Source organism: Candidatus Enterococcus courvalinii (assembly GCF_017315945.1).
In the GTDB taxonomy this organism is placed as follows: Bacteria; Bacillota; Bacilli; order Lactobacillales; family Enterococcaceae; genus Enterococcus_B; species Enterococcus_B courvalinii.
Window position 1 is genome coordinate 19,348 of the sequence record NZ_JAFLWI010000005.1, and the last position, 22,040, is coordinate 41,387.

24 protein-coding genes are annotated in these 22,040 nt (G+C 33.0%); all 24 read right to left on the reverse strand.

Annotated features, from left to right (window positions below; translation table 11 throughout):
- Positions 1-7: 7 nt before the first annotated feature.
- The 24 genes from JZO71_RS04090 to JZO71_RS04205 all read right to left on the reverse strand — a co-directional run bounded on the left by JZO71_RS04090 (position 8) and on the right by JZO71_RS04205 (position 21,976).
- Positions 8-370, reverse strand: coding sequence for a hypothetical protein (locus tag JZO71_RS04090; RefSeq protein ID WP_206898326.1), 363 nt, complete (start codon positions 368-370; stop codon positions 8-10).
- An 18-nt stretch (positions 371-388) separates the two neighbouring features.
- The gene (locus JZO71_RS04095) at positions 389-1,177 is read right to left on the reverse strand and encodes a hypothetical protein (protein WP_206898327.1); all 789 of its coding nucleotides are present in this window, start codon (positions 1,175-1,177) and stop codon (positions 389-391) included.
- Positions 1,178-2,008: a hypothetical protein gene (locus JZO71_RS04100; protein ID WP_206898328.1), complete on the reverse strand. Its 831-nt coding sequence runs from the start codon at positions 2,006-2,008 to the stop codon at positions 1,178-1,180.
- Positions 2,005-3,444 carry a CpaF/VirB11 family protein gene (locus JZO71_RS04105; RefSeq protein WP_206898329.1) on the reverse strand — a complete coding sequence of 480 codons (1,440 nt, stop codon included), beginning with the start codon at positions 3,442-3,444 and terminating at the stop codon, positions 2,005-2,007. The genes JZO71_RS04100 and JZO71_RS04105 overlap by 4 nt, the downstream gene beginning before the upstream one ends.
- A gap of 12 nt (positions 3,445-3,456) precedes the next feature.
- Positions 3,457-3,852 carry a YbjC family protein gene (locus JZO71_RS04110; RefSeq protein ID WP_206898368.1) on the reverse strand — a complete coding sequence of 132 codons (396 nt, stop codon included), beginning with the start codon at positions 3,850-3,852 and terminating at the stop codon, positions 3,457-3,459.
- 72 nt (positions 3,853-3,924) lie between these two features.
- The gene (locus tag JZO71_RS04115; protein WP_206898330.1) at positions 3,925-4,077 is read right to left on the reverse strand and encodes a hypothetical protein; all 153 of its coding nucleotides are present in this window, start codon (positions 4,075-4,077) and stop codon (positions 3,925-3,927) included.
- A 15-nt stretch (positions 4,078-4,092) separates the two neighbouring features.
- The gene (locus JZO71_RS04120) at positions 4,093-4,461 is read right to left on the reverse strand and encodes a hypothetical protein (protein ID WP_206898331.1); all 369 of its coding nucleotides are present in this window, start codon (positions 4,459-4,461) and stop codon (positions 4,093-4,095) included.
- A gap of 91 nt (positions 4,462-4,552) precedes the next feature.
- Positions 4,553-7,138 carry a hypothetical protein gene (locus JZO71_RS04125; RefSeq protein ID WP_206898332.1) on the reverse strand — a complete coding sequence of 862 codons (2,586 nt, stop codon included), beginning with the start codon at positions 7,136-7,138 and terminating at the stop codon, positions 4,553-4,555.
- A gap of 380 nt (positions 7,139-7,518) precedes the next feature.
- A complete protein-coding gene (locus JZO71_RS04130) occupies positions 7,519-7,860 on the reverse strand; it encodes a hypothetical protein (protein ID WP_206898333.1) in 342 nt (113 codons plus the stop codon).
- Positions 7,861-7,991: 131 nt separating this feature from the next.
- Positions 7,992-8,486, reverse strand: a complete 495-nt coding sequence (locus tag JZO71_RS12620; protein ID WP_430733277.1) for a CPBP family intramembrane glutamic endopeptidase — start codon at positions 8,484-8,486, stop codon at positions 7,992-7,994.
- A 267-nt stretch (positions 8,487-8,753) separates the two neighbouring features.
- Positions 8,754-9,188: a hypothetical protein gene (locus tag JZO71_RS04140; protein ID WP_242590396.1), complete on the reverse strand. Its 435-nt coding sequence runs from the start codon at positions 9,186-9,188 to the stop codon at positions 8,754-8,756.
- A 19-nt stretch (positions 9,189-9,207) separates the two neighbouring features.
- Positions 9,208-10,053: a ParA family protein gene (locus JZO71_RS04145; RefSeq protein ID WP_206898335.1), complete on the reverse strand. Its 846-nt coding sequence runs from the start codon at positions 10,051-10,053 to the stop codon at positions 9,208-9,210.
- Positions 10,054-10,149: 96 nt separating this feature from the next.
- Positions 10,150-10,356 carry a hypothetical protein gene (locus JZO71_RS04150; protein WP_206898336.1) on the reverse strand — a complete coding sequence of 69 codons (207 nt, stop codon included), beginning with the start codon at positions 10,354-10,356 and terminating at the stop codon, positions 10,150-10,152.
- A gap of 333 nt (positions 10,357-10,689) precedes the next feature.
- A complete protein-coding gene (locus JZO71_RS04155; protein ID WP_206898337.1) occupies positions 10,690-10,914 on the reverse strand; it encodes a hypothetical protein in 225 nt (74 codons plus the stop codon).
- Between the two features lie 49 nt (positions 10,915-10,963).
- Positions 10,964-11,278, reverse strand: coding sequence for a hypothetical protein (locus JZO71_RS04160; protein WP_206898338.1), 315 nt, complete (start codon positions 11,276-11,278; stop codon positions 10,964-10,966).
- A 106-nt stretch (positions 11,279-11,384) separates the two neighbouring features.
- A complete protein-coding gene (locus JZO71_RS04165; RefSeq protein ID WP_242590398.1) occupies positions 11,385-11,990 on the reverse strand; it encodes a type III toxin-antitoxin system ToxN/AbiQ family toxin in 606 nt (201 codons plus the stop codon).
- A 16-nt stretch (positions 11,991-12,006) separates the two neighbouring features.
- Positions 12,007-12,576 carry a metal-dependent hydrolase gene (locus tag JZO71_RS04170; protein WP_206898339.1) on the reverse strand — a complete coding sequence of 190 codons (570 nt, stop codon included), beginning with the start codon at positions 12,574-12,576 and terminating at the stop codon, positions 12,007-12,009.
- A 135-nt stretch (positions 12,577-12,711) separates the two neighbouring features.
- A complete protein-coding gene (locus tag JZO71_RS04175; RefSeq protein ID WP_206898340.1) occupies positions 12,712-15,081 on the reverse strand; it encodes a type IA DNA topoisomerase in 2,370 nt (789 codons plus the stop codon).
- A 54-nt stretch (positions 15,082-15,135) separates the two neighbouring features.
- On the reverse strand, positions 15,136-15,504 hold the full coding sequence (locus JZO71_RS04180; RefSeq protein ID WP_206898341.1) for a DNA topoisomerase: 369 nt from the start codon (positions 15,502-15,504) through the stop codon (positions 15,136-15,138).
- A 14-nt stretch (positions 15,505-15,518) separates the two neighbouring features.
- Positions 15,519-17,081 carry a DEAD/DEAH box helicase family protein gene (locus JZO71_RS04185; protein WP_206898342.1) on the reverse strand — a complete coding sequence of 521 codons (1,563 nt, stop codon included), beginning with the start codon at positions 17,079-17,081 and terminating at the stop codon, positions 15,519-15,521.
- A 705-nt stretch (positions 17,082-17,786) separates the two neighbouring features.
- Complete coding sequence (locus JZO71_RS04190) at positions 17,787-19,382, reverse strand: primase C-terminal domain-containing protein (protein WP_206898343.1); 1,596 nt, start codon at positions 19,380-19,382, stop codon at positions 17,787-17,789.
- Positions 19,383-19,814: 432 nt separating this feature from the next.
- On the reverse strand, positions 19,815-20,069 hold the full coding sequence (locus JZO71_RS04195; protein WP_206898344.1) for a hypothetical protein: 255 nt from the start codon (positions 20,067-20,069) through the stop codon (positions 19,815-19,817).
- A gap of 498 nt (positions 20,070-20,567) precedes the next feature.
- A complete protein-coding gene (locus tag JZO71_RS04200) occupies positions 20,568-21,404 on the reverse strand; it encodes a conjugal transfer protein TraA (RefSeq protein ID WP_206898345.1) in 837 nt (278 codons plus the stop codon).
- A gap of 5 nt (positions 21,405-21,409) precedes the next feature.
- Positions 21,410-21,976: a hypothetical protein gene (locus JZO71_RS04205; RefSeq protein WP_206898346.1), complete on the reverse strand. Its 567-nt coding sequence runs from the start codon at positions 21,974-21,976 to the stop codon at positions 21,410-21,412.
- Between the last annotated feature and the right edge of the window lie 64 nt (positions 21,977-22,040).

The following is a 22,040-nucleotide window of genomic DNA, read 5'->3' on the forward strand; positions in this document are numbered from 1 at the left end:
TCACCTCTTATCTGATTTGTGATACGCTATTTCCTTCAAAGGATAACGTAACATCTGGTAACGGTAAGATTTGAATTGGAATGGTAGCTTTAACGGTATAGTCAACAGCCTGACCATATCCCACTTTTTGATTAAGAACATCACTTTCAAGTTCATACCGGCCTTGATAATTTTTTTCTGAATAATCTTTCAATGTTTCCAATGCTTCTGCTGTCAGACCGCCTTTTCTTTCGATTTGATAGTTGACTTGTTGCTTAAAACTATTCACATCTTGAAGTTGATAGCAAAATAACCCTACAGAAACCATTACCATGATTATCACTAAGCCAATGAACCATTTAATTATTTCCATGATTGATTGTTCTTGCATATACTTTCTCCCTTCCTTTTATTGACCAAAGTTTATGTCTTTTAAGTTAAGGAAAAGAACGCCTACAGCGAATCCAACCACAAGGATAAAAGAAGTCATAGCAATTTTTGTTGGATAAAACACAAACTTACGACTTTTAAAATCAATGATTGAATCAATACCGGCCATCAATTCTTCTGAAGCTAGACGATCAAGTTCTTCAATTACATCTAAGTCAGCAGAACCTTGACGAATATCATATACTGTCTGCATAAATAATACGCTCATATCCGTTCCTGAAGTCTGCTCCGCATATTCAATAAAGGGTTGAATATCGTTGGGACGGTCTGTCATATCCTGCATTAACTTCATCAAAAGTTGCTTATCTGTGTCATAATCTAAGCGTTTAACAATTTTCGCAAATACTCCATACAGATTTCCACCGTCTTTCTTTTGCTTCAAATACGGAATCAGCAACCTTGTAAATTTGCTAAATTGTAAATGCCGTTCAAAACGAAATTGATTATAAACATTGTTTATCGACTTTGCTTGCATAACATAGAACCCTATCGCTGTTGCTACGCCACCGGCTAGGTAATACCACTCTTTCCCTAACAACAAGTACATAACTAAACCGACACCAACAAAAATCCACGATTTAGCAAATCTTTGTTTTTGCCATTTAATAATTGAAATATTTGAGTTGTTCATTTCTCGCAATTTTTCATAGTAATTTTCGCCTAAGAGTTTTAACCAAAGTGACTTGTTTTCCTGTTTGATAACTCTTGCTTTTTTGGAAGATTTATTTTGTACACTAGTTACTTTCACTTAGTTACTCACCCCCAAACTCATAATTTCATCATCAAAATAGTGCATGAAGAACGACTTCATGAAACGTACCATGATAACAAAATAGACACCGCCAAATCCCCAACCGATTGGCGATCTAGCAAATCCTTCAAAAAACGTTGAAAATCCAAATGAAACTGTAATTGCTCCGATAAAGATAGCTACTATGAAAAGCATTTGTTTTAAATCTTGCAAATATCCATCTTTGATTTTTAGAAATCCCTCTGTTTTACGTTTCACATCATTGTGATAACTTTTTATTTGCTTCATGGTATCAGCATTGTTTCGCCCCTCATAAATAGCTGTTTCTAATTGTTCAAAATATTGGGTAAATACTACGTCACGCTCATATTTTTCATTGATTTCTCTAAACGCTTCAGCTATTTGGAACTTATCGGCTCCTTGCAAACGAGATTCTAATACTTGAATATCTTCTCTCAATTCGCCTTTAGTACGTGTTTTTGCCATTGCCAATGCTTTTGTTACAGTCTTACTTTCATCTGTTAAAATTTGAGTCATATTATTGATAAATTTGTTTCTTTCCCTCAAACTTTTCAGTTCGTAAGAGCGTTTAACGCTTTTTGGCATAACTACCTTAAAACCATAAACGCCACCGATTACCGCACAAATTAAACCAACCCACCAAAAGTAGCAAAGTGAAAAGGAAAAGGCACCCATAAAAATACTCGGTAATCCGACATAGTTCATATAATCTCGATAGTCAAGAGGTTTACCATAAGCAACTTGATACGCATTTAATTCTGAAACATCCATAATGCCTTTTTTTCTTGTTACTGCTTGTACCTTCATGAAATCACCTCAACTTCTGAATTTTCACAATCTAATTCAGTAGCTTCACTATCAACGTCCTTGCCTTCAGGGAACTCGAAAGTTATGAACTTTTCGGCCATTCTTTCTTTAAAGTCATCAGACAGCGTACCGTTTTCCCTTACAAAATTACCGTTTATAAATTTTTGCTTGAAAACTGTGGTAGCTCCATCAGCTGAAAATTCAACAATTTCATTTAAGTACCGAATAACTTTATTATTGATAACAACTTTTTTGATATGAACGCCGAAATCAAAATATCTGTTAATATCTTCTTCTACCGCCGTTTCATTTATGTTGTACCCACTTGCACACATATTAACGAATCGCCGTGGAATTGCACGAGCGTTAATAGCATGTAAAGTTGTAATCACATGGTGTCCCGATAGGATTGCCTGCAACATTTCATACGCTTCTGCTCCTCTGGTTTCCGAAACAATAATCCAACGTGGATTGTTACGCAAACAAGCCTTAACTAAATCAGATATTGTTTTCTTTGGAGTTGTAATCCAAGCATAAATGTCTTTATCTGGAAATAACTCTTTCGCATGTGTTTCCTGAACGTCCTCAATCATAATCATACGATCATGATTATCAATAAAACTTAGTAATAGTTTTTGTAGTTCCGTCTTACCTGTTCCGGTTTCGCCTGAAATACAAATGTTCGCTTTTGTCTTTACCATTTTTTCAAATAGTTCTAGGATATAGTTTGGGGCAAAATCTTGAAAATTATTAGTATTCAATGCTAATTTTGGTCTTGCTACACGCATTGACATTGTAGCTCCATCTGGCGAGTTATCTATATGAGTAGCAGATATACGCACATTCTTAAACATCCCATCCATAATCGGGTTTCCACTATTGAAATCTCGATCATTAACAACAGCATATTTAGAAATTACTCGTTCGATATACTCCGGTGTAATATTTAATTTTTCACCATCTATCAGCCACTTGTTATTATTTGTTTCTACACTTAATTGTGAACCATTCCAACCAACATCCGTAATTTCATCATTGGTCATAATCCGTTCAATAATACCGGTTCCGATACACTCACGAACGACATATTCAGCAACTTCACGAGATTTTTCTTTATTGAACAAACTCCCATGTTCCTTTAATACAACATCTACCAGCTTTTGACGAATTTCATCATCAGTCAACGCTTGTAAGACTTGCTCTGAATAGTTTCTAGTAAGATCATCACGAATCATGTTCAATCTTGCTTCTTCAATCGGCGGATTGTAATTTGCAGTATCATTTTCTAACAGCGTTTGAAGAAAATTTTCATCTTTCGCACTGATAGTATTTTCTGCTTTAATAAATGACTTCGCCTTTATAATGTTCGCAAGATTGATTTTTGACGCTTGTTTTTGAGTTGGTTGAGAAGATTTCTCTTGTTCTATTACTCTCATTTCTTCTCACCTCTAGTCCGCAACGTTTAATACGCACGTTGCTTGGTATGTTTGTTTGCCACTTACGACCTTGACTTTAATTGCTTTAATTCCGTCTTTTCCATCCGGTAAATAGTCAAATTCGTAATCAGTAGTTTCGTTATTAAGATTTTTTCCCTTGTTAAATTTTGTTTTGAAATCTTTTTCAAAATCATCTTTAACTAAAACGAAACGTCCTTTTTCTACACGAACACTATCATCACGATTTGAAATGGCAGTAGTTCTAAGTGTTTCCTGAATACTCTTCACTGACGAATCTTGTGTATACCCATTCAGCGAATAGTACGCAACTACTAGTATCATGAAGAATCCAACAAACATGAGAAGAATGATTTTCGGCATATCTCTTAACAATATTCCACTTCCCATCTGCAAAAAAAGAGATACATAATCACTTATGTATCTCTCTTACGCTATTTTTGCGTGAATTTTTTAGTTGATTTACCCTAATTGGGTAGGGATCATGTTTTTAAAGAAGTCGATTACTGTATTGAATACTTCAGGAAACGCAACTTTCGCAATTCCAATAAGTACAGCACCGACAATAACCGCACCAATCATCCACCATGAGCGGTCAGTATTTTGATCTAACATTCAACTTCCTCCTTGCTATTTTCCAATCCATTTTTCTACGCCATCAGCAACTTTTGAAAACAAACTCAATAGAAAATCTTTCAACGAAAATATGGATTTTTCAATGAAATAGTATGCACTGATTAAAAATGCCACCACTTGATTACTTTTAGCTTGATCTAACATATAGCCAAAGTTAAATTCAATTGATTCACCATTAAGCATTTTATGAACCATATCCACAAAAACCATTGAGTTTAGTTCCAAAACAAACCTTACAATGTAGAAAACGATAGCAGATAGAATGAAATAAGCAATCAGCTTCTTGGTCTTTCTACGAGAGTCCTGAAACTCTCTTTTAACATCAAAAACGCTATTTCCGTAGCCATAGCTTTGTACCCTCACTCTATCCACCACCTTCTTCTCATCTTGATTTTATTCTATCAGATAGACATTATTTTTACAATACATCAGATAGATAATATTGACTAAAAAACTAGTTCTCTAGCCAGTTTAATTCTTCTTTGCTCCATCCTTCAGGTTTAGAAGAATCTGGAAAAACAGGCTCTAACAACAATTCATCATCTTTACTAGTTTCACTATCAATAGTCGCATACATATAAGCATATACATCAGCTTCTTTACTCATGTCTAGCGATATTAAGTTTGAGCCAAACGTATTTGACTTGGTATCAATCGTGTATTTCCCTAAGTCAGCCCAAATAGGAATGTAAAATGTTCGTCCTCCATCTATCAATTCATATTTAATATTTGAATCTTTTTTGGATTTTTGATCATCCGTGAAGAGATTTCCTGTTTTTCTCTCAACATTCATATGTGGGAATTCAAACATCATATTTTGAGTATTAGTACCTGCTTCTGTTTTGCTATCATCTTTTGTTTGCTCCATCTTTATTTCAGTTTGAGAACTACCTGATTTATACACTTCGTTAATGTAGCTATCTACCAATTCATTATCAGAATACGAATACATTTTAACCGTTGCCTTTTTGCCTGTTTCATTTCTATAAATCGGTGACAAACTTAAACTGAAACCATATCCTGTTTTCGACTTAACCGTTGGTTTAAACTCAAATGATATATTTTCATTGAACTCTTTTACAGTAGGGTTTTTACGTTCTTTAACAGTTCTGACAACAGCTGAATAATTTACATTGTTCCCCTTTAAATCACTGTTATTCAAAATCTTTTCAGAAGCAGTGTACCCATGTGTCGGAAGATTTTTTGTCTCTGTTACAAATTTATTATTATCAGGATTTTCGACTAATAAAATATCAACTAGATAGTTTACCTTTTTATCCTTAGATAAATAGTCAGTTGACAGCTTAATATCTTTTTTATCTTGATAGTCTTTCAATTTGATATTTTCTTCATACACAACTTTTTTATTATCTGAATCCGTAATACGAACCTTAATAACAATTTTGTCTAGTTCTTTTTCATATTCAGTCTTTTTTGAAAAGTTCAAAGCAGTTGGCAAACTTCCGTTTGGCTCTGCTTTGCTTGTATCAATTTGAATCCGATCAACATTGATTTCTAAAATCGGAACATGATAAGGAATTTCTAAAACTAAATCTTTTCCTGCAACTTTTCCTTTTAATGTTACTGTAGACTTATACGAATTCCCTTCTTTGTCTACTAAATCAGTTCGTGGCTTATATTCATACGATTCTCCATCAAATTTATGCTCGATAACTTGCTTCAAAAGGTGTTTATCCTTTTCGTCAATATGATTGACTGTTACCTTTCTTTTATAAAGTTTAGTAGTAACTTCATCAGACGTTTTCGCCTTTCCATCAACCAAAATATCGACTTTATTTTTAAATGTAACTACATTCGAGTTCAAAATACCATTTAAAACCGCCGTAGAATCAGGTTTAGTCACCACTTCAACTCTGTAAGTTTTATTGTAGAATTGAGCTGTTTTCAAAATTGACGCTTTCGCAACATATTGTATATTATTACCACTAGTTTTGTTGTCGAAAAATGAGGTTACATCTTTATCAGCTTGATCATATACCTTTTGACTAACAATTTTTAATCCTTTAGGGATCGTATCTTTTATTTCATACGACTTAAAATAAAACTCCGGAAGTTCATCTGAAACATTATGAAATAATTCATATGTTAAATTGTCTGTAATAGACCCTAATACTGTAGAAGTTTTTAAATCGGTTAATGACGACCCTTTAATGTACTTTTCAGGCTTGTTGATTTCAGTTGGAATCAATTTTTTACCATTAAACCCAAAAAATTCATTGGCTCCATAGTGGCTAGGATAAACAGTTGTGGTACTTGTACCATAGCTTTTGTAATCTTTTGTCCATCTAAACCTAAATGAATACCCTTTGTTGAACAGAACAGTAAATTGTGCAAATTTATCGCTATTTGCACTAGCTTTTTTTGCACTTTCATAAACATTTAATTTCCCACTAGTTTCTTTATACTTTATCCAACAATCATTTGTTACATAGATTTTTTGAATATTGTTAGTGGTAGCCTGATCAAATTCCATTCCTTGTAGAGCGTCAATATCAATGACGTTCATATAGGAACCATCAATATCACTAGCCAATTTATTAGTTGCTGTATAGTAAAACTCCCATTTCAAATCGACCCAATTATATCCTGTCTGAAGGAAAGAAATTGAATATCTACCAAAACTGATAAATTGGTTTTTCGTATTATATTTTGACCAATCCATAACCGTAATTTTTAATGATAATTCTTGACCTTTGTACATACCAATACGATCATAGATCAACCCGAATTTTCCTTTATCAGAATCAACAGGATTCACAACAGTTTTAGAATTCATCGCTCCGTTACTATTCTCTGTGGTATCATGAAACGTTTTTCCAAAGGTTCTAATAGACGTCTTACCACTAATATAACTTGGTGTAACTGAATACTTTGCAGGCGCATAGACGTTGCCGTTCGCAATATCTGTCTTACGCCAATCTTTTAAACTAGCTTCGGCTCCGTGTACAACTTGTGTAGGTAAAAACATTACAAACAAAAGCCCTAATGATAGCACCGCTAGAAATACTTTCTTAAACATAATCCACCTCACTATTTTAATAAGTGTGTGGTGTAAAGCACAGGCTAATTACCACCACACAAATATGTGATAATAACTAACCAGAATCTCGTCTGGTATTATTCATACCGAATTTTTTCGTGTCAAAAAAACGACTGCACCTTTATCACCTGCTTTCTTTGAAAGACAATGGTTTAAGGCGATAGGTTCTCTTTGCATTTTTTGGCGCGAAATGCTAACCTCGCTATTTCTATCGCTAACGTCTTTCTTGACCTCTTGGCAAGAGAAATAACAGTATGCTTCGGTTGCTATTTTGCTTATTAGCCTTACGCTTATTTCTATGACATAGCAACATTGCCACAGAGCGAGTAATATTCAGTTTTCAAAGAACATTGGACTAACTATGCAGGAATCACAATCCCTTTATCCTTGCAATATACTAAGCCTGAATTTCTTGATTTTCTTTTTGCAACGATTAACCCTTTGCTATCCACGATATTTCTGATTTCAGGATAAAGTTCATCAATCGTTTTGAAGTTGCTAAAATTACCCAACTGAACAAAAAGACCATTCATAGAAACTTTTACATACCGATCTTCGTCAAACGTTTTTACTGACCAAGCCACCCTCACAACATCTTCAGACTTATAAATTTTTGTTTTCTTTTTTGCAGTCTGAATTTTTGAAGAACGGGACTTTTGTTTCGGTTCAGTTGACTCGATTTTGATATTTCGTCTTGTCATTTTTTCAACTCCTTCGGTAAATTTCAGGTCTAATTTAGCCCACAATTCATTATACCATTCTTGCAAGTTTCTATCAACCTGATAGACAAAAAAGATAGCTAAAAAGCCTTTATTTATCAGCTTTTCGCTATCTATAAATTAAATGCACTTATCACAATAACCACGATATTGTAGAAACAATGAATCAAAAAAGGGACAACTAATTTATGTTGTGATTGATCATAAACATATGACAATACCACACTCGTAAAAAAGAAAGGAACGAAGTAATATTGAAAATGTAATAAACTAAAGATACTTGCTACAATCCCATATACACTCCAAAGCGAGATTTGCGTATTTATCTCAAGCCACCTTTGCAACAATCCTCTCATAATCGTTTCCTCAAAAAAGGGAGCAAACACACCACTTAAAAGCAATACAGAAATGCTAACTGAATTATTTACCTGCACATCTTGACTACCAAAAAAACTTGGAACCCACGAAAGAGCAATGTTCATTAGAATCAACATTATCGTGTACCAAGTTATCATTTTAAAATTACTCTTTACATCATCTAAGACTTTCATAAACTTATCTGCATAACAATATAAATCAGAGTAGCAAGCAGAATCAAATAAGACCATTTCCCAAGCACAGAGTATACAGGAAACCAAATGAAACTAAGTATTTTGTATGCAATCCATATAAGAACAATATACCCAAATACCGACCAAAAATTAGGAACGAACCACGATATAAACTCAAAAAAATATGGAATTACAACAAAATATACCAACGAAATCGCAACTAACACGATTCCAACTAGTATTGCAAGACTTTCCCAAACATATTTAGTTTCCTTATGAGAATACTGATCACGATTCATAAGATCACTCCTCTCCTATACCCATCTATGCTTTTCCTTTATTTTTCTCTTTATACCATGTTAGAGCTGAAGCTATAATATCAGTATTTGATTGATCTGTTTCAAATTTGAATACTTTCAAAACACGAAAGGCTTCCTCAGATATTTTAATAGGCCGTGTTTCTAAGTCATTAAAATTCCTAATGATACTATCTCCTTTTTGTTCAAACTCCTTTAAAAAAGAAGTTAATATATCTGTCATAAGCGGATATTTTTCACCATGAGAAAGTCGTGCTACAACTTCGTCATATAATTGTGTCGGAACCCGTACAGATTTTCTTTTATCTCCGGCAGATTTTACTCCGGCTTTTCCTTTTAACATTTGTTGACCAATGTTAAATCCACCTGAACCACTTTTAATACCAAACGGATTTCCCGAATTATTGCCACCGGCACTCGTAACTTTTTTTGTTTTTCCCATAATTGCAACACCTTTACTATCAGTTTAATAACTTTTCGCCAGTTACTTTTTCTAGTCGTTCTAATGTTTCAACAACGATATTAACATACATTTGATAGGTTTTTTTAGAATGAGGAATTGATTTATCTAAACCCTCACGCCCCCATCTTCTGACAACACCTTTATCATTCACAACGTTAGAATATACCATATCACCGTATTCTTCCTGTAGTTCTATCAGTAATTCTTTACCGGTTTTAAGTCTAGTATCAACTAAATACGGCACAATTCCTAAAATTTCTAAATTTGAGTTAACTTCTTTAACAGCAGTTCTGTAGTTGTTAACCGTACTATGCAGGTTATCAATCGAATCCTGTTCTGTTTGGGTCGGAATGACCAAGAAATCACTTGCTACATACACATTATCAGTGAATTCTGACACAGTAGGAATAGTATCAAATAAGACAAAATCATATTGACTTCTCAAATCATCATTGTTAATCATGTAATTAAATAAATTCCAAAAGATTTCTTCTCCTTCGTCTGAAAAACCAGTTGATCGCCACATATCACGCAAAACTTTAGTAAAGCGTGACATTTGTTCGGAACCAATCACTATATCCAAATTTTCTTTTATATTTGTGATACTTCCTAAAAATGACATACTAATTACAGCGTCAAATAAAGTCATCTTTCCAATAACTTCTAAATCATATTGTCTTTGGAATTTTTTTGTTACAGTCCCTTGTGGGTCAACATCAATTACCAGAACTTTAAAACCCATTGCCGATAGAACATCAGCCATCAATTGGGTTAGTGTAGATTTACCAACCCCTCCTTTAAACATATTTATCGCCATTACATAGCCTAGTTTAAGTTTTTTCATCTTCCGTACCTCTCTTTAATAATTCGATTATAACTTATAGACTACTTGTAGTCAACACAACAGTCTACAAGTAGTCATTACGGCCTAAAGAGAATTTTACAATTCTCCATTAGCCCATTCAATTAGAATCTCACCCAATTGTTTGGCCTTTTCAGGATCAACGATAATGTGCGTTACCATTTCCTTATTGACAGCTTTCAAATCTAACACTTTAGTGTTGAAAATAATGCTCTCTAGAACTTCTAAGGTATCGTTAACATCATCTTCACATTCAAAGAAGCCTAGAACTCTATTCTCGATCAAGCTAGCCCCTCCCACAACAATTTTCAGAAACTATTTATAACATAGCTTCTATTGTCATTCATTTTTATAAAACTGAACATCACCAACATTAATTTTCAAATTTCAATACGTTTGTTTTAAGACCTTTAAATACTACTCCATAAAAAGCTATCAAACCTTTTACTATAGTTTTTAACAATCGACGTTTTTTAGTTATCACTCCTTCCATAAATTATACGAACATTTGTTCCCTTTATCAACCCCTTTTCGTTTGACTACTTGTAGTCAATGAGTTTGAAAAATAAGGGAGAACCACTCCCTATGCTTTTATTATACTTGATTGACTACTTGTAGTCAATCGTTATTATCGTCCATTTTCCCTTTTTCTTTGCGTTCCTTGATCCATTTCTCAAGCATTTCAACATCTTCATCTTCTGACATTTCAACAAACAGTTTTGCCGAAGATTTTGCACGTATATATGCTACTTTGTCTTTATTTTTATTAACCCACTTCTTTTTAGACTCTTCTCTAGCTTTCTTTCTTTCAGCTTCGGTTTTATATTTTTTTGGTCTAGCCATTTCACTCAACCTTCCAATATTTGATTCGTTTTTCTATTTTACCACATCTCTAAAACTCACTGGCTAAATAATCAATAGCTTTTTCAACTATATCTTCATCTAAATTATCTGAAGATAAATGAAAGACATATTTTGCCGTATCATAAGTATTTTGCAAGACATGATACTTCTCAAATAATTGTTTTAATGTTAAGACTGGTCTCGCTTCACATTCAATCATTTTTTCCAGAGTTTGTTTTACAAACTCTACTTCATTTAGACTATCATCCAGTAGATCACTTTGAAGATAATCTGCACTAAGTCCTTTATATTCTTGTTCTAACTCAACCAAAACTTCTCTTTTGCATTTTTCTAACAATGACATGCAATGTGACCTCCTTTTTTGTCTGTCTGATATACATTTATATTTTATCATAAATATTGTTCATAACCAATACAATAAGGGTAGCAGAGATTAATCTCCGCTACCCTTATTGCAATTCCACATCATTGTGACGCATTAAAATACTATTGTTTCTTTCAGTTTTACTTACTTTCTCTAGCTTATCTAAGTCACTTATAATTCTTTTATAAGTAATAATCTCTTTTCGATTTTTGCTGAAATATTCAGGATCAAGTGTCCCCATCTTGCTATCTCTCATTAACTTACAGTTGGTATTTATTTCTTTTTCATGAGCCTTAATAAACCTTGCTTGCTTAATCACTAGTATTACATACCGATCATCTGTTTCAGGATTATCCTTTGGCGACCAAACTTTAGCTTTATCATCAGGTACTGGTATTAAATTATTGATATGCAATACACCTAGAAAATCTTCTTGCGCTTTGTCGCCAAAGAGTTTAAAAACAGATTTATTAGTAATTTTCTTTTGGCTTTCTTTTGGTGAAGATAGTGGTACATAATAATTTATCCCTTCTTCTACCTTTAAATCCGATTTGAAATACAGTCTTTGGCCTTTATAGTTATTCTGAACACGATTGTCTGCTGATTTCAATTTATTGATATAGTTATTTTCAATAGTATACAATTTAGCTTTATCCGCTTCATTTTTAGGTGGTGAATTGTTAATCTTCAATTGGGTTCCCCCTTCTCTATTCTAATAGCACTTTTGATAACATATTCTTAACCTCAACCAATAAATTCTTCATTGTAGCAATGTTTATCACTTCATCATGTTTCAGTTCAAAATACTGGTGCTTAAAACCTATTACTAACCAAACTAAAGCAACCATTCCTATCATGAATTCAATTAGGCTACCTGTAGAATATATAGGTAAATGATAAGTCTTTTCACTGATTGGTAGCAACCAATTTACCCCACCATTACTAAAACTATCTTCAAAGATATGCAGAAAGACACCTACAGTAAACCAAATTCCGAAAGAAACGAAACCTATTTTACTCGCAGTAGGGATAATTAACAATCCCACAAACACAATAAATACTAAACTATGCGTAATTCCTCTATGACCAAATACAATTTTTAGCAAATCTGATAGTCCTCTTGTCCTCCGGCCAATAAAAGATTCGGGTTCATCTATATCTGGCAGTAAAGCCCCCAAACTCAAAGCAACTACACTACTAACTGTCAAGCTATCTGTAAATCCCATGATTGGAATAGCAACAGCATTACTTACTAATAAGTGATTCTTATACATCATGATCAATACTCTCCTCTAGTATAACGAAATTTATGCTTTTTTGTCACAGTCAAGACACCTTTTATTATTATTTCAACTTTATTTTTTAAGACAACAAAAGCAAAAGAACCTTCTTCAGTTCTTTTGCTTTAACTTTTAAAACTCTTTGCTAATACGTTTTGAAACCTTATCAAACACTAAAAATGCACTATACGTTTTCCCTGTCTTAGACTTAAATCCTGTTATTTTTTTATTGGTTTTACCATTTTCAAGTAAATCTCTAATTATAGCATTAGTTATTATTTTCCCAGAATTTTCTTTGTAAACTATGAATTTCTCTTGACTGCTGATCTCGGTTATTTCAAAGACTCTTGCTTTTTCTTTTACTGAATATTCGCCTATTTCAAACTCTTTTTCAGCTCCACTTGACGAACTAGGTGTATTATCAAATTCCATTTTCACCTTATACTCTGAATCATCAAATACTAATACGGCACTGAATTTTTTATTATTTTTAGATTTAAATCCTGTTATCGCTTTTTTTGTTCTTCCGTTTTTTAACAGCTCCTCAACAATTTTCATGGATATTATCTTATTTGAAATATTCTTAAAAATCACAAATTTTTCTCCAGTTTCAGATTTCGATATTTCAAATACTTTCGCTTTTTCTTCGACAGTATATCCGTTAATTTCATGAATATTTTGCGTTTTGCTTTTTTCGAGATAAATACTTTCAAAATCAGAATTTTTTAATTCATAAATGGTTACGTCTAAATATTTGTAAATGTTGTTTAGAAACTCTTCTCTTGTATACTGTTTTTTAGCGATTTTGTTTAGTGCCTTTTCCCATTGAGCTGTATTTTCCGGTTTGCCGATTAGTAAATCTTTGTTTTTAGTCAAATCCCATAAAAGATACCCTTTAGGCGTTGGGAAAACCTTTGTATTTTCAATCTTAATGTATTCTCGTGATATAAGTGTGTCAATAATGCTTGAACGTGTTGCAGGCGTTCCTAAGCCCAATTTAGCCATAAGTCCTGTTTTCCCGACTAACTTACCTTCCGTTAAACGCTTCGGTTCCTTAGTAACTTTTTCAACAAAATTCACTTTAATTCTAAGTTTTTCACCTTCAGTAAACTTTGGTAACATTGTATCTTCATTATCTTCTTTTTGATCTTCAATATTTTGATCAACTTGTTTCCATCCTAAAGAAATAGGTACGTTACCACTTGCTTGAAATTCATAGCCGTTAACATCTAAAACGACCTTTGTATTTTCGTACTTGTACGGTTCCGCAAACATTAGACAAGCACGTTTAACTATAATTTCATATATATTCTTTTCTTCCGCTTTAAACTTGGTCAAGTCGGGAATTTCCATAGTAGGAATTAAAGCATAATGTTCCAAAACCTTATCATTATTAACGAATCTCTTATTTGGCTGTAAACAAGGTGTACTGATTTCTAACTTTAACAATTCCTTATATCGGTTCAAATTATTTTTTAGATATTCAAATTCGTTTGTAGTGATCAGTTCACTATCCGTTCTTGGATAAGATAAGTAACCTTGATCGTATAAATCTTGTATTACTTTATTTGTCTTTTTTGAAGAATACTTCCATTTAGTATTTGCATATTCTTGAATCCCACCCAAGCTAAACAGCTTTTGCGGTTCAGTTTGCTTTTGTGCAACTTCTATTGATTTGATAATTCCTGTACTGGCGGAATCCAAGCCGAATTTTTTAGTGTCAATTTCAAGTTCATCCATATTAAAATACTCATGACTATTTCTAAAAATTGTTTTTGGTTTCTTATCTTGCGTTTCACACTCAATCAACTTATACTTTTCTGATTTGAAATTTTTGATTGCTTGATCATTTTCGACAACTAATGTGTTTACAGGAGTTTGAACACGACCAAGTGAAATAATTCCGGCCAATCCTTTTTCCTGCAATTTTAGAGTAAATAATTCTGTGTAGTTCATACCAACTAAATAATCTGCTATTTGCCTAGCGTTTGCTTCCTTGAAAAAAGAGATTGTTTCATCTGCTTCTCTTAAATTCTGAAACCCTTTTACTATTTCTGATTTAACAAGTGAGTTAATCCATAGGCGTTTGATTCTTTTATCAAAAATTGATTTCTTGCATAATTTAAAAATATTATAGGCGATATTCTCGCCTTCACGATCAGGGTCAGTCGCAATAATAATCATATCCGCATTTTCTAAACACTTTTTTACTACAGAAAATTGCTGACTTTTACCTTTAGATACCTCATATTTCAGCTCTTGCTCTTTTGGAAGAAATGGAACATTCATCAAATCCCATTTTTCCTTACTTGGTAGCCATTCATACTTATCAGGTAACGATAGGCCAACCAAATGTCCTATGCCCCAAGTAACAATCGTATCTCCAAATATTTCACTTCTAAACTCATATTTCCCTCCTTTGTTTATAGGTGTTTTTCCGGCCAAAGCTGTTGCAAATTTTTTCCCTTGATCTGGTTTTTCAGCAAGTATTACTACAGGCATTTTTTCTCCTCTTTTCATTTGTTTATTACAAATAAGCATGATTAACTCATTTGTCTACTTGTAGACTGTTGTTTTTATGTCTCTTATTCTGGTAATATTACTTCCTTCAGTTCTTTCGTAGGTCAATTTGATTTCCGTCTGATCTCTAAGGTACCTCACGCTTTCTCTTTCTGGATCAATTTTCCTTTTAGGAATTGGTTCACAACAATATTTAGTGTTATTCCAAAATGAAAACTTTAGTTTTCGACCTTCGTTAGTCTCGACTAACAGAATTAAATTACCCTTTTTTCCCCAATAGCGGCAGATAGTTTTACCGGTAATCGTATGAAGCCCTACTTCATCAGGAAATTCATATTCTGATCTTTCAACCATGATTTCTTTATTTCGAAAATCCGCATTGTTATAGATACCATCTGAATTCATTAATTCCACTCCAATCATACACATTCGTTAATTCCATAACTAGGCGCAATTTTTTCTGTATATTCTAAAAGATACCTAGCAGTTAATCGTAAGTCTTTCCCATAATGTTTTTCTATTTCCTTTAATTGATATTCATAATTTTTTCTCACTAAATATGGTTTTAACAAATGTTTCAAATATTCTCTAATAGCAAAATGAACAGGTGAATTATACGGCTTCTTTTTATTTTCATATTCTGCAATTACATTTCTTGTAACAAATATTGTCGCAATTGCATACACATTATCAATGTATCTCATATGATTGGTAGTTGCTATCCTTTTATTTTGCAAATACCATTCTTGCTCTTTCGTAATTTCTTGCAACTCAGTTTGAATATCCATTTCTTTTTGGAAACTTTGATCAATAGTATCTTTTTCCTGCACGAATTCCTTATGACAAATAGGACACTTTTTTGTAATAGAGTATTCTGTTTCCCTAGTAATCCATCTGTCAAATATCGCCTTACAATCGGGGCATTCTTGCACTTGCGTTTCCTGCTCTTCTGTTCCTGCACCGTTTAAACTCCATAACCGTTCTGTATCTGGTAACCCATGTTTAATATAATTACCAACATGATCGATTATAGTTGCAGTCTTACCTTTTTGATAACGCATTCCACGCATTGCTTGTTGAATAAAAATCGTTAAAGATTGAGTTGGTCGCAATAATATTACAGTTGAGCAGTCCGGTACATTAAACCCTTCAGAAATCAAATCTACGTTACATATCACTTGATATTCCTTGTTTTTAAATCCTTGCATAATTCTATCTCGATCTTTACTTGGCGTATTGCTGTCAACGTGGATTGCATTAATTCCTGCTTCTTTAAATTTCGTAGCATACATTTTTGAATACTGAACGCTGTGAGCATAAAGAATCGCTTGTTCATTTTCCGCTTTCGCTAAGTATGTTTCGACTACTTTTCCAAAGATAGTTGATCCAGATAATGCTTTGTTAATAGAATCATTCGTAAATTCACCATGTTGTTTCTTCAGCTTATTTCTATCAATTGCCGGAAGAGAATAATATCTATACGGAGCCAAATATTGGTTTTCTATCAGCCAAGAAACGCTCTTCCCCTCCACCATTTCTTGATATACGTCTTCAAATCCTTCACCACTCAACCTAACAGGCGTTGCAGTAAAGCCAATCTTAGGAATATCTTTGAAATGATTATATGTTTGAAGATAGGTTTTAGCTTTCGAATGATGTGTTTCATCTGTAATAATTAAATCCGGTTTTTCTATTTTTTCTAGTCTATTTCTTGCTCTTATAATACTTAAAATATCTACATAACTAGAATTCACTTCATTTTCATCTAAAGTCTGTTCAATTTGATCAATCAATTCTTTGCGGTGTACCACAAAAAGAACTCTTTTCTTATTGTCCGTGAAATCTTTGGCTAATGTAGCAATCATCACTGATTTTCCAGAACCGGCCGGAGAAACTACCATTATTGATTTTTTCCCTTCAGAAAATTTATCATATATTTCTTCGAGCAATTTTCTTTGATGACTATATAATTGATAGACCACGACACCCCTCCTTTTTTATCTATCCGACATACATTTATTATATCAAAAAAGAACTTACTTAAAAAGAAAAGTAAGCATTCTTTTAAACATTTGACTACTTGTAGTTATTTGGGTAATACGATCGTTTAAACACTATCCCTACCTCCTTAAAAACAATGTCTACAAGTAGTCTTTGCTGGCTTTCACATTTTTAATCATATTTTGTTTGATAACTTTGTTACAAGTTTGCCATTCTAAGAGATTTCCTGCTTGATCCTTAAACTCGTAAAAGTAAAAATAGGCATTATCTGCAAACATATTTGCAGTCTTCTTAAATCCCGTATACGTGACCACCAACTCAAGTAATCAATCATTATAGGACTCTTTAGCTTCTCCCTGCTTCCTCTAAAAACACCTAAAGAGAAGTTTTATCTAAATACACGTTAGCCGTACCCTTCGCTACCGCTCAACTTTCGCTTGCTAAGGCTTCGCTCACACCTGTTCGTCTAAGGACTCACTCTCACCAAAACGTTGCTAAGGCAACTGGCTCACTGCTTTTCGCTAAGGCTCAAAGCTATCTTTAATCTTCACTTTTCAAAGAACGCTTAATAAATAATTGTTACTCAAATACTTGCATAGTTAACCCACATATCAAGCCAAGCGAAAAGCTAGATATGTAAACAAGGCAATTTAGCTATTTAATTCACTCAAAAAAATAAAGGCGTCTTAACCTGTATTAGCTCCCCTAATGGGCGTAATTCGTTTTCTTTCTTCTTGTCTTATACTAAACGGTACTGATTTATCTTCATATCGGCTTATAATTGCTTCTGCAATCATTTGATCATCATTGCCTAATAGTTCTGCAAAGAAGCGTTTATTCGCTTTTTTACGGCTAATAACAGCTACTAAAATCTTCACTTCCACAAATCTTTGGGTTGCAATCTTTGTACTACCTTTTCGGCCACGTTTAGATTGAACAATTACTTTTTTATTCCGCTTTAACTCTTTGATTATTACTTTTAGAGTAGATAAAGGGATTTTAGTTCCTTCAGATAATTCAGCCATGCTTAAAGTTAAATACAACTGATTTTCTTTCAACTGTTTTTGTTGGTTCTCCAAATAAGCCAACAAATCATCTTTGCTTTCACTATAGTGGCTATAAATACGTTCTTCTCTATTTTTTGCAAACTTGACCCAATAGACCGGATCAACTCTATTTCCCTTACGTTTATAAGCCATCTTATTATCTACGCTTACAGCGTATTTCTTAAATTGACTAGGAGTCGTATATTTTTCTAAAAGCTCGTTAATGTACGTCCCTTTTGCTCCTGAATACGCACCTTCATAAGCACTTTTTATTGTTCTTTGGACTTCCTTATCACTCAAATCATTTTTAAACTCAATTTGATCCATTTGATCAATACATTGTTCTATTGTCAATCCACTTTGCTTGCAGGCAAGCGAGAGTGTAAATATTGCGCTGTTTCTATCTCCTTCTTCAATATCTGTATGAATTAAATAGTCATACCATTTAGTATCAATTTGACGGAACCTAGTTCTAAATTTAGGCGTACTCGATAGCACTGTCATTTTGCTTTTTTGTGTTTCTTTTTCTTTCTTTTCAAATTCTTGTGACCACTTCAAATAACCCTCAAATGTATCTGCAAAATTAGGTTCAAAATGTACGATATTACGAGGTGTAGGAAAACGAAAAATACCAAAATGATTACAACCCATATCAACTTCTGGAAGTCGGCTTTTTATTGCTTTTCTAATGTTTTCAGATATTCTTTTAGCTACATTAAGGGATTTAAAATTATTTGTGCTTGAAACGTAGCTTGCTTTATCATATTTTTCTGTTTCTTCGTTGTAGTTTTTAATTAAAAAATACACATGATAGCCTTTAGGTGTGTCTAAAATAAGGTAGGGTAAAAGACCTTCTTCTAGTAGATAAAGAGTCAGGCTACTCAAACTAATTTTTTCATTCACGTTTGGAAAATCAATGTCAGCTACAAATGTATTTATTTGAATTAAGTTGCTTTCACTATGCCCCCAAACCGATTGTCCGTTTCCGCCACCAAGCCACGAGAATACGTTAGGAGTCCAATGTGTCAATTGTTCGCTATCATCATAGAGTTTTTCAAGTGAACGATATACCGTTCCTTGACTATTGAACAAATCATTTTTTGATTTAAAAGCAACAATAGCACCTTTTTTGTTGGCAGTTACATTTAAAGGCAAAACATTGTTACTATGATATTTTTTTAAGCCGTCTTTTAGAATACTCTCTAAGACATCCATGTATTCTTCCTGATCCAACATTGAATTTTCTCCTTGCTATCGTTTTTTAGATAGCAAAAAAAGACATAGAATGTATTTCTAGGCTCTCGTAGCTATGAGTCCCAAAATATACACTATGCCTTTAATCCAATGTTGAAAGAACTATTTTTAATAAATAAATCCAGTTCACCTAACACTGTTGACGGTAGCGCAATGCTGAAACGAGTTGGTAGCTCATTTCATGGACTTCGTATGCTTGCCAAATTCTCTTTGCTACGAGTTCCCACGAATAAAGTTGGTAGCTCTATCCGTGTTCTTTTCTTGCTTATATTCATTTTTGCATAATATACTTAGCAATCAACCTGCAATCTTTGATTACTAGAATTTTTTTGTGTTCTGTTTGGCTTCAGAACTAAGTTCATTATAAGCTAATTTCATTCGATTTAACAAGAGTTTTTTTCTACAGTGATTTTTTTATCCTAAAACCCTTACCTGCTCTATAAGATATGTTTTTGGAGCAATTTGACACGTTACAACAAACTGGATTCCAAGCATTTTTACTTTTTTTAGCGTATTTGTGCTTTTTTTAATTGGTAAGCGCCAGATTAGTCTAATCCCATTTTCTGTTTCAAATTCAATTTCGGTAATAGGCATAGCATACTTTGTACTATCTTCTGATAACTTTGCAAATCGGACAATTGCTGTTTTTTTCTCTTTTGTCAAATTCATAATATCCTCTCCTTATCTATTATTATATTCTATTGACTACTTGTAGTCAATAGAATATTTGCTTTTTGACTACTTGTAGTCTAATAAAGCACTTACTTTAAGAATTAGTTAAAGAACAATGATTATACATATTTCTAACCTCCTACAAGTCATTTCTTCTTGCATTATGTTCAACCATCCCTTATAATTAACGTATCAGAATTGAATTATGAGACTTCGTATGCTTGCCAAAAATTCTCTTTGCTACGTTAAGTCTTGTGAGCCGGTAGATTGTTGGTAGCTTTCACTGGCTCTTACTTTTTGAAAAAGTGACTACTTGTAGTCGCTTTTTTTATGTTCTATTGACTACAAATAGTCTTTAAAAAAAGGGAACGCATTTAGCGTTCCCTCTTCTCAGGCTTAATCCATATTCTATACGGCCAACAATCCACCTTTCTTTGTTGTTCTTGAATCTTATAGTTGGCCATTCTTTTTCTAAAAGGGATTTTCCTCATAATTTTAATCAACAGTGGAATTCCCCCTAACTGTTTCTTTTTCTTGCTGTTCAAGAAATGCAATTTCGTAATCTCCAAAAACATCTTTTATTATCATTATTTCGCCATCTGATATTGCACCAGTATCTCTTAAACATTCATGCAGAACTGGACTATAACTCCCCCATGAAACTTTTTTTTCACTTCTATATAAATGCTTTTCCCACTTACTGTTCAAACAAAATGTCGTCAATGGTACATTTTGTATCTTTCCATAGGGTGTTTCTAAACAGAATTCTTCTTTACAAATCTCACTTTGAACCAACGTTTCTATTTTCTTAAATGTTACTTTTTCAAATGCCGTTGCTACTAAATACAGCAAAACAAATGAGCCTAATTTTACAGTTACACTTCTATAATCTAGGAAGTTGATCTCCTCTACATATACTCCAATAAGAAAAACAAGTGAACCTTGTTTGCATATGATCTTTATTCCTTCTTGGAATGGTTTTAAAACTGACATATATCCTGTTTGCTTTGTTGTCAGCGGAATTTTAATACCTTGCAACACAATCAAAGCAACTAGTAGTAGATTAAACATGAGACTGCCAAATATATTGATTCCACTTTTGACATTATCATCATTAACAAAAATGCGGAAAATGCTATAAAGATTGCTCCAACCAATTCTGGCTAAATAGAGCCACACCATATATCCTAAAAATCCAAAACTCATTTTTAACGCTCGACATATATCAAGGGTAAAAATCAACTTATATTCTGGTTCTTTAAGACTAATCCTAAAATTGTTAAGTTCTTTTTTTAGATCAAATTTTTTTCCTTGAGTTTTTTGTTTTTCCATATCGTTTACCCTGCCACAGCGTCAGCAAGCACTTTTTCATAAAGTGAATAGAATTCAGACAATTTGATCTGTTCTATTTGATCAAGTGTTTCCATAGGTATTCGCTTAATATCTTTGATTGCTAAATATGCCGTATCATCAAAAAAGTAATATTTTTCTACATTACTTTTTAAACTAAACCCATCATAAACAGTACCAAAATATTCTTTACTTAATCGCTTACTAATAGGGGCTACCAAATTAGGAACTACTTCAGAAAGTTTATCAAAGATACTTTCGTTATCTTTGTAAAATCTACTATTTTTTCTAATTCCTTTTATATCTTTTCTACCACTCAAGCTGTTCTTAAATATACTTTTTGAATGATTTTGATAAAATTCACCATAAACTGATACTTCTAATGTACCGTTATCCCACAATACAATATAATCAACATCCAACTCTTCGGTCAGTTCTTTTAGTATTTCTCGTACACCATTCTCTAAAATGTAATCTAAATTGTTTTTTTGTAACCTAGCCTTAACGTATTCTGATACGTTAGAATTTTTTTGTGCTTTAAAAATAGCTGTCATTTTGTATTCTCCTTCGTAGTCTGTAATTCTACGAATTGAACTACCTCACTTTATTACACAACCC

Excerpts from the sequence above, each read along its gene's own strand:
- JZO71_RS04140 (WP_242590396.1), bottom strand. The coding sequence starts at position 9,188 with ATGGGAAAAACAAAAAAAGTTACGAGTGCCGGTGGCAATAATTCGGGA.
- JZO71_RS04125 (WP_206898332.1), bottom strand. The coding sequence starts at position 7,138 with ATGTTTAAGAAAGTATTTCTAGCGGTGCTATCATTAGGGCTTTTGTTT.
- JZO71_RS04130 (WP_206898333.1), bottom strand. The coding sequence starts at position 7,860 with ATGACAAGACGAAATATCAAAATCGAGTCAACTGAACCGAAACAAAAG.
- JZO71_RS04170 (WP_206898339.1), bottom strand. The coding sequence starts at position 12,576 with ATGATGTATAAGAATCACTTATTAGTAAGTAATGCTGTTGCTATTCCA.
- JZO71_RS12620 (WP_430733277.1), bottom strand. The coding sequence starts at position 8,486 with ATGGTCTTATTTGATTCTGCTTGCTACTCTGATTTATATTGTTATGCA.
- JZO71_RS04175 (WP_206898340.1), bottom strand. The coding sequence starts at position 15,081 with ATGCCTGTAGTAATACTTGCTGAAAAACCAGATCAAGGGAAAAAATTT.
- JZO71_RS04190 (WP_206898343.1), bottom strand. The coding sequence starts at position 19,382 with ATGTTGGATCAGGAAGAATACATGGATGTCTTAGAGAGTATTCTAAAA.
- JZO71_RS04205 (WP_206898346.1), bottom strand. The coding sequence starts at position 21,976 with ATGACAGCTATTTTTAAAGCACAAAAAAATTCTAACGTATCAGAATAC.
- JZO71_RS04110 (WP_206898368.1), bottom strand. The coding sequence starts at position 3,852 with ATGGGAAGTGGAATATTGTTAAGAGATATGCCGAAAATCATTCTTCTC.
- JZO71_RS04155 (WP_206898337.1), bottom strand. The coding sequence starts at position 10,914 with ATGGCTAGACCAAAAAAATATAAAACCGAAGCTGAAAGAAAGAAAGCT.
- JZO71_RS04115 (WP_206898330.1), bottom strand. The coding sequence starts at position 4,077 with ATGTTAGATCAAAATACTGACCGCTCATGGTGGATGATTGGTGCGGTT.
- JZO71_RS04145 (WP_206898335.1), bottom strand. The coding sequence starts at position 10,053 with ATGAAAAAACTTAAACTAGGCTATGTAATGGCGATAAATATGTTTAAA.
- JZO71_RS04100 (WP_206898328.1), bottom strand. The coding sequence starts at position 2,008 with ATGAAGGTACAAGCAGTAACAAGAAAAAAAGGCATTATGGATGTTTCA.
- JZO71_RS04180 (WP_206898341.1), bottom strand. The coding sequence starts at position 15,504 with ATGAATTCAGATGGTATCTATAACAATGCGGATTTTCGAAATAAAGAA.
- JZO71_RS04090 (WP_206898326.1), bottom strand. The coding sequence starts at position 370 with ATGCAAGAACAATCAATCATGGAAATAATTAAATGGTTCATTGGCTTA.
- JZO71_RS04200 (WP_206898345.1), bottom strand. The coding sequence starts at position 21,404 with ATGGAAAAACAAAAAACTCAAGGAAAAAAATTTGATCTAAAAAAAGAA.
- JZO71_RS04160 (WP_206898338.1), bottom strand. The coding sequence starts at position 11,278 with ATGTCATTGTTAGAAAAATGCAAAAGAGAAGTTTTGGTTGAGTTAGAA.
- JZO71_RS04195 (WP_206898344.1), bottom strand. The coding sequence starts at position 20,069 with ATGAATTTGACAAAAGAGAAAAAAACAGCAATTGTCCGATTTGCAAAG.
- JZO71_RS04105 (WP_206898329.1), bottom strand. The coding sequence starts at position 3,444 with ATGAGAGTAATAGAACAAGAGAAATCTTCTCAACCAACTCAAAAACAA.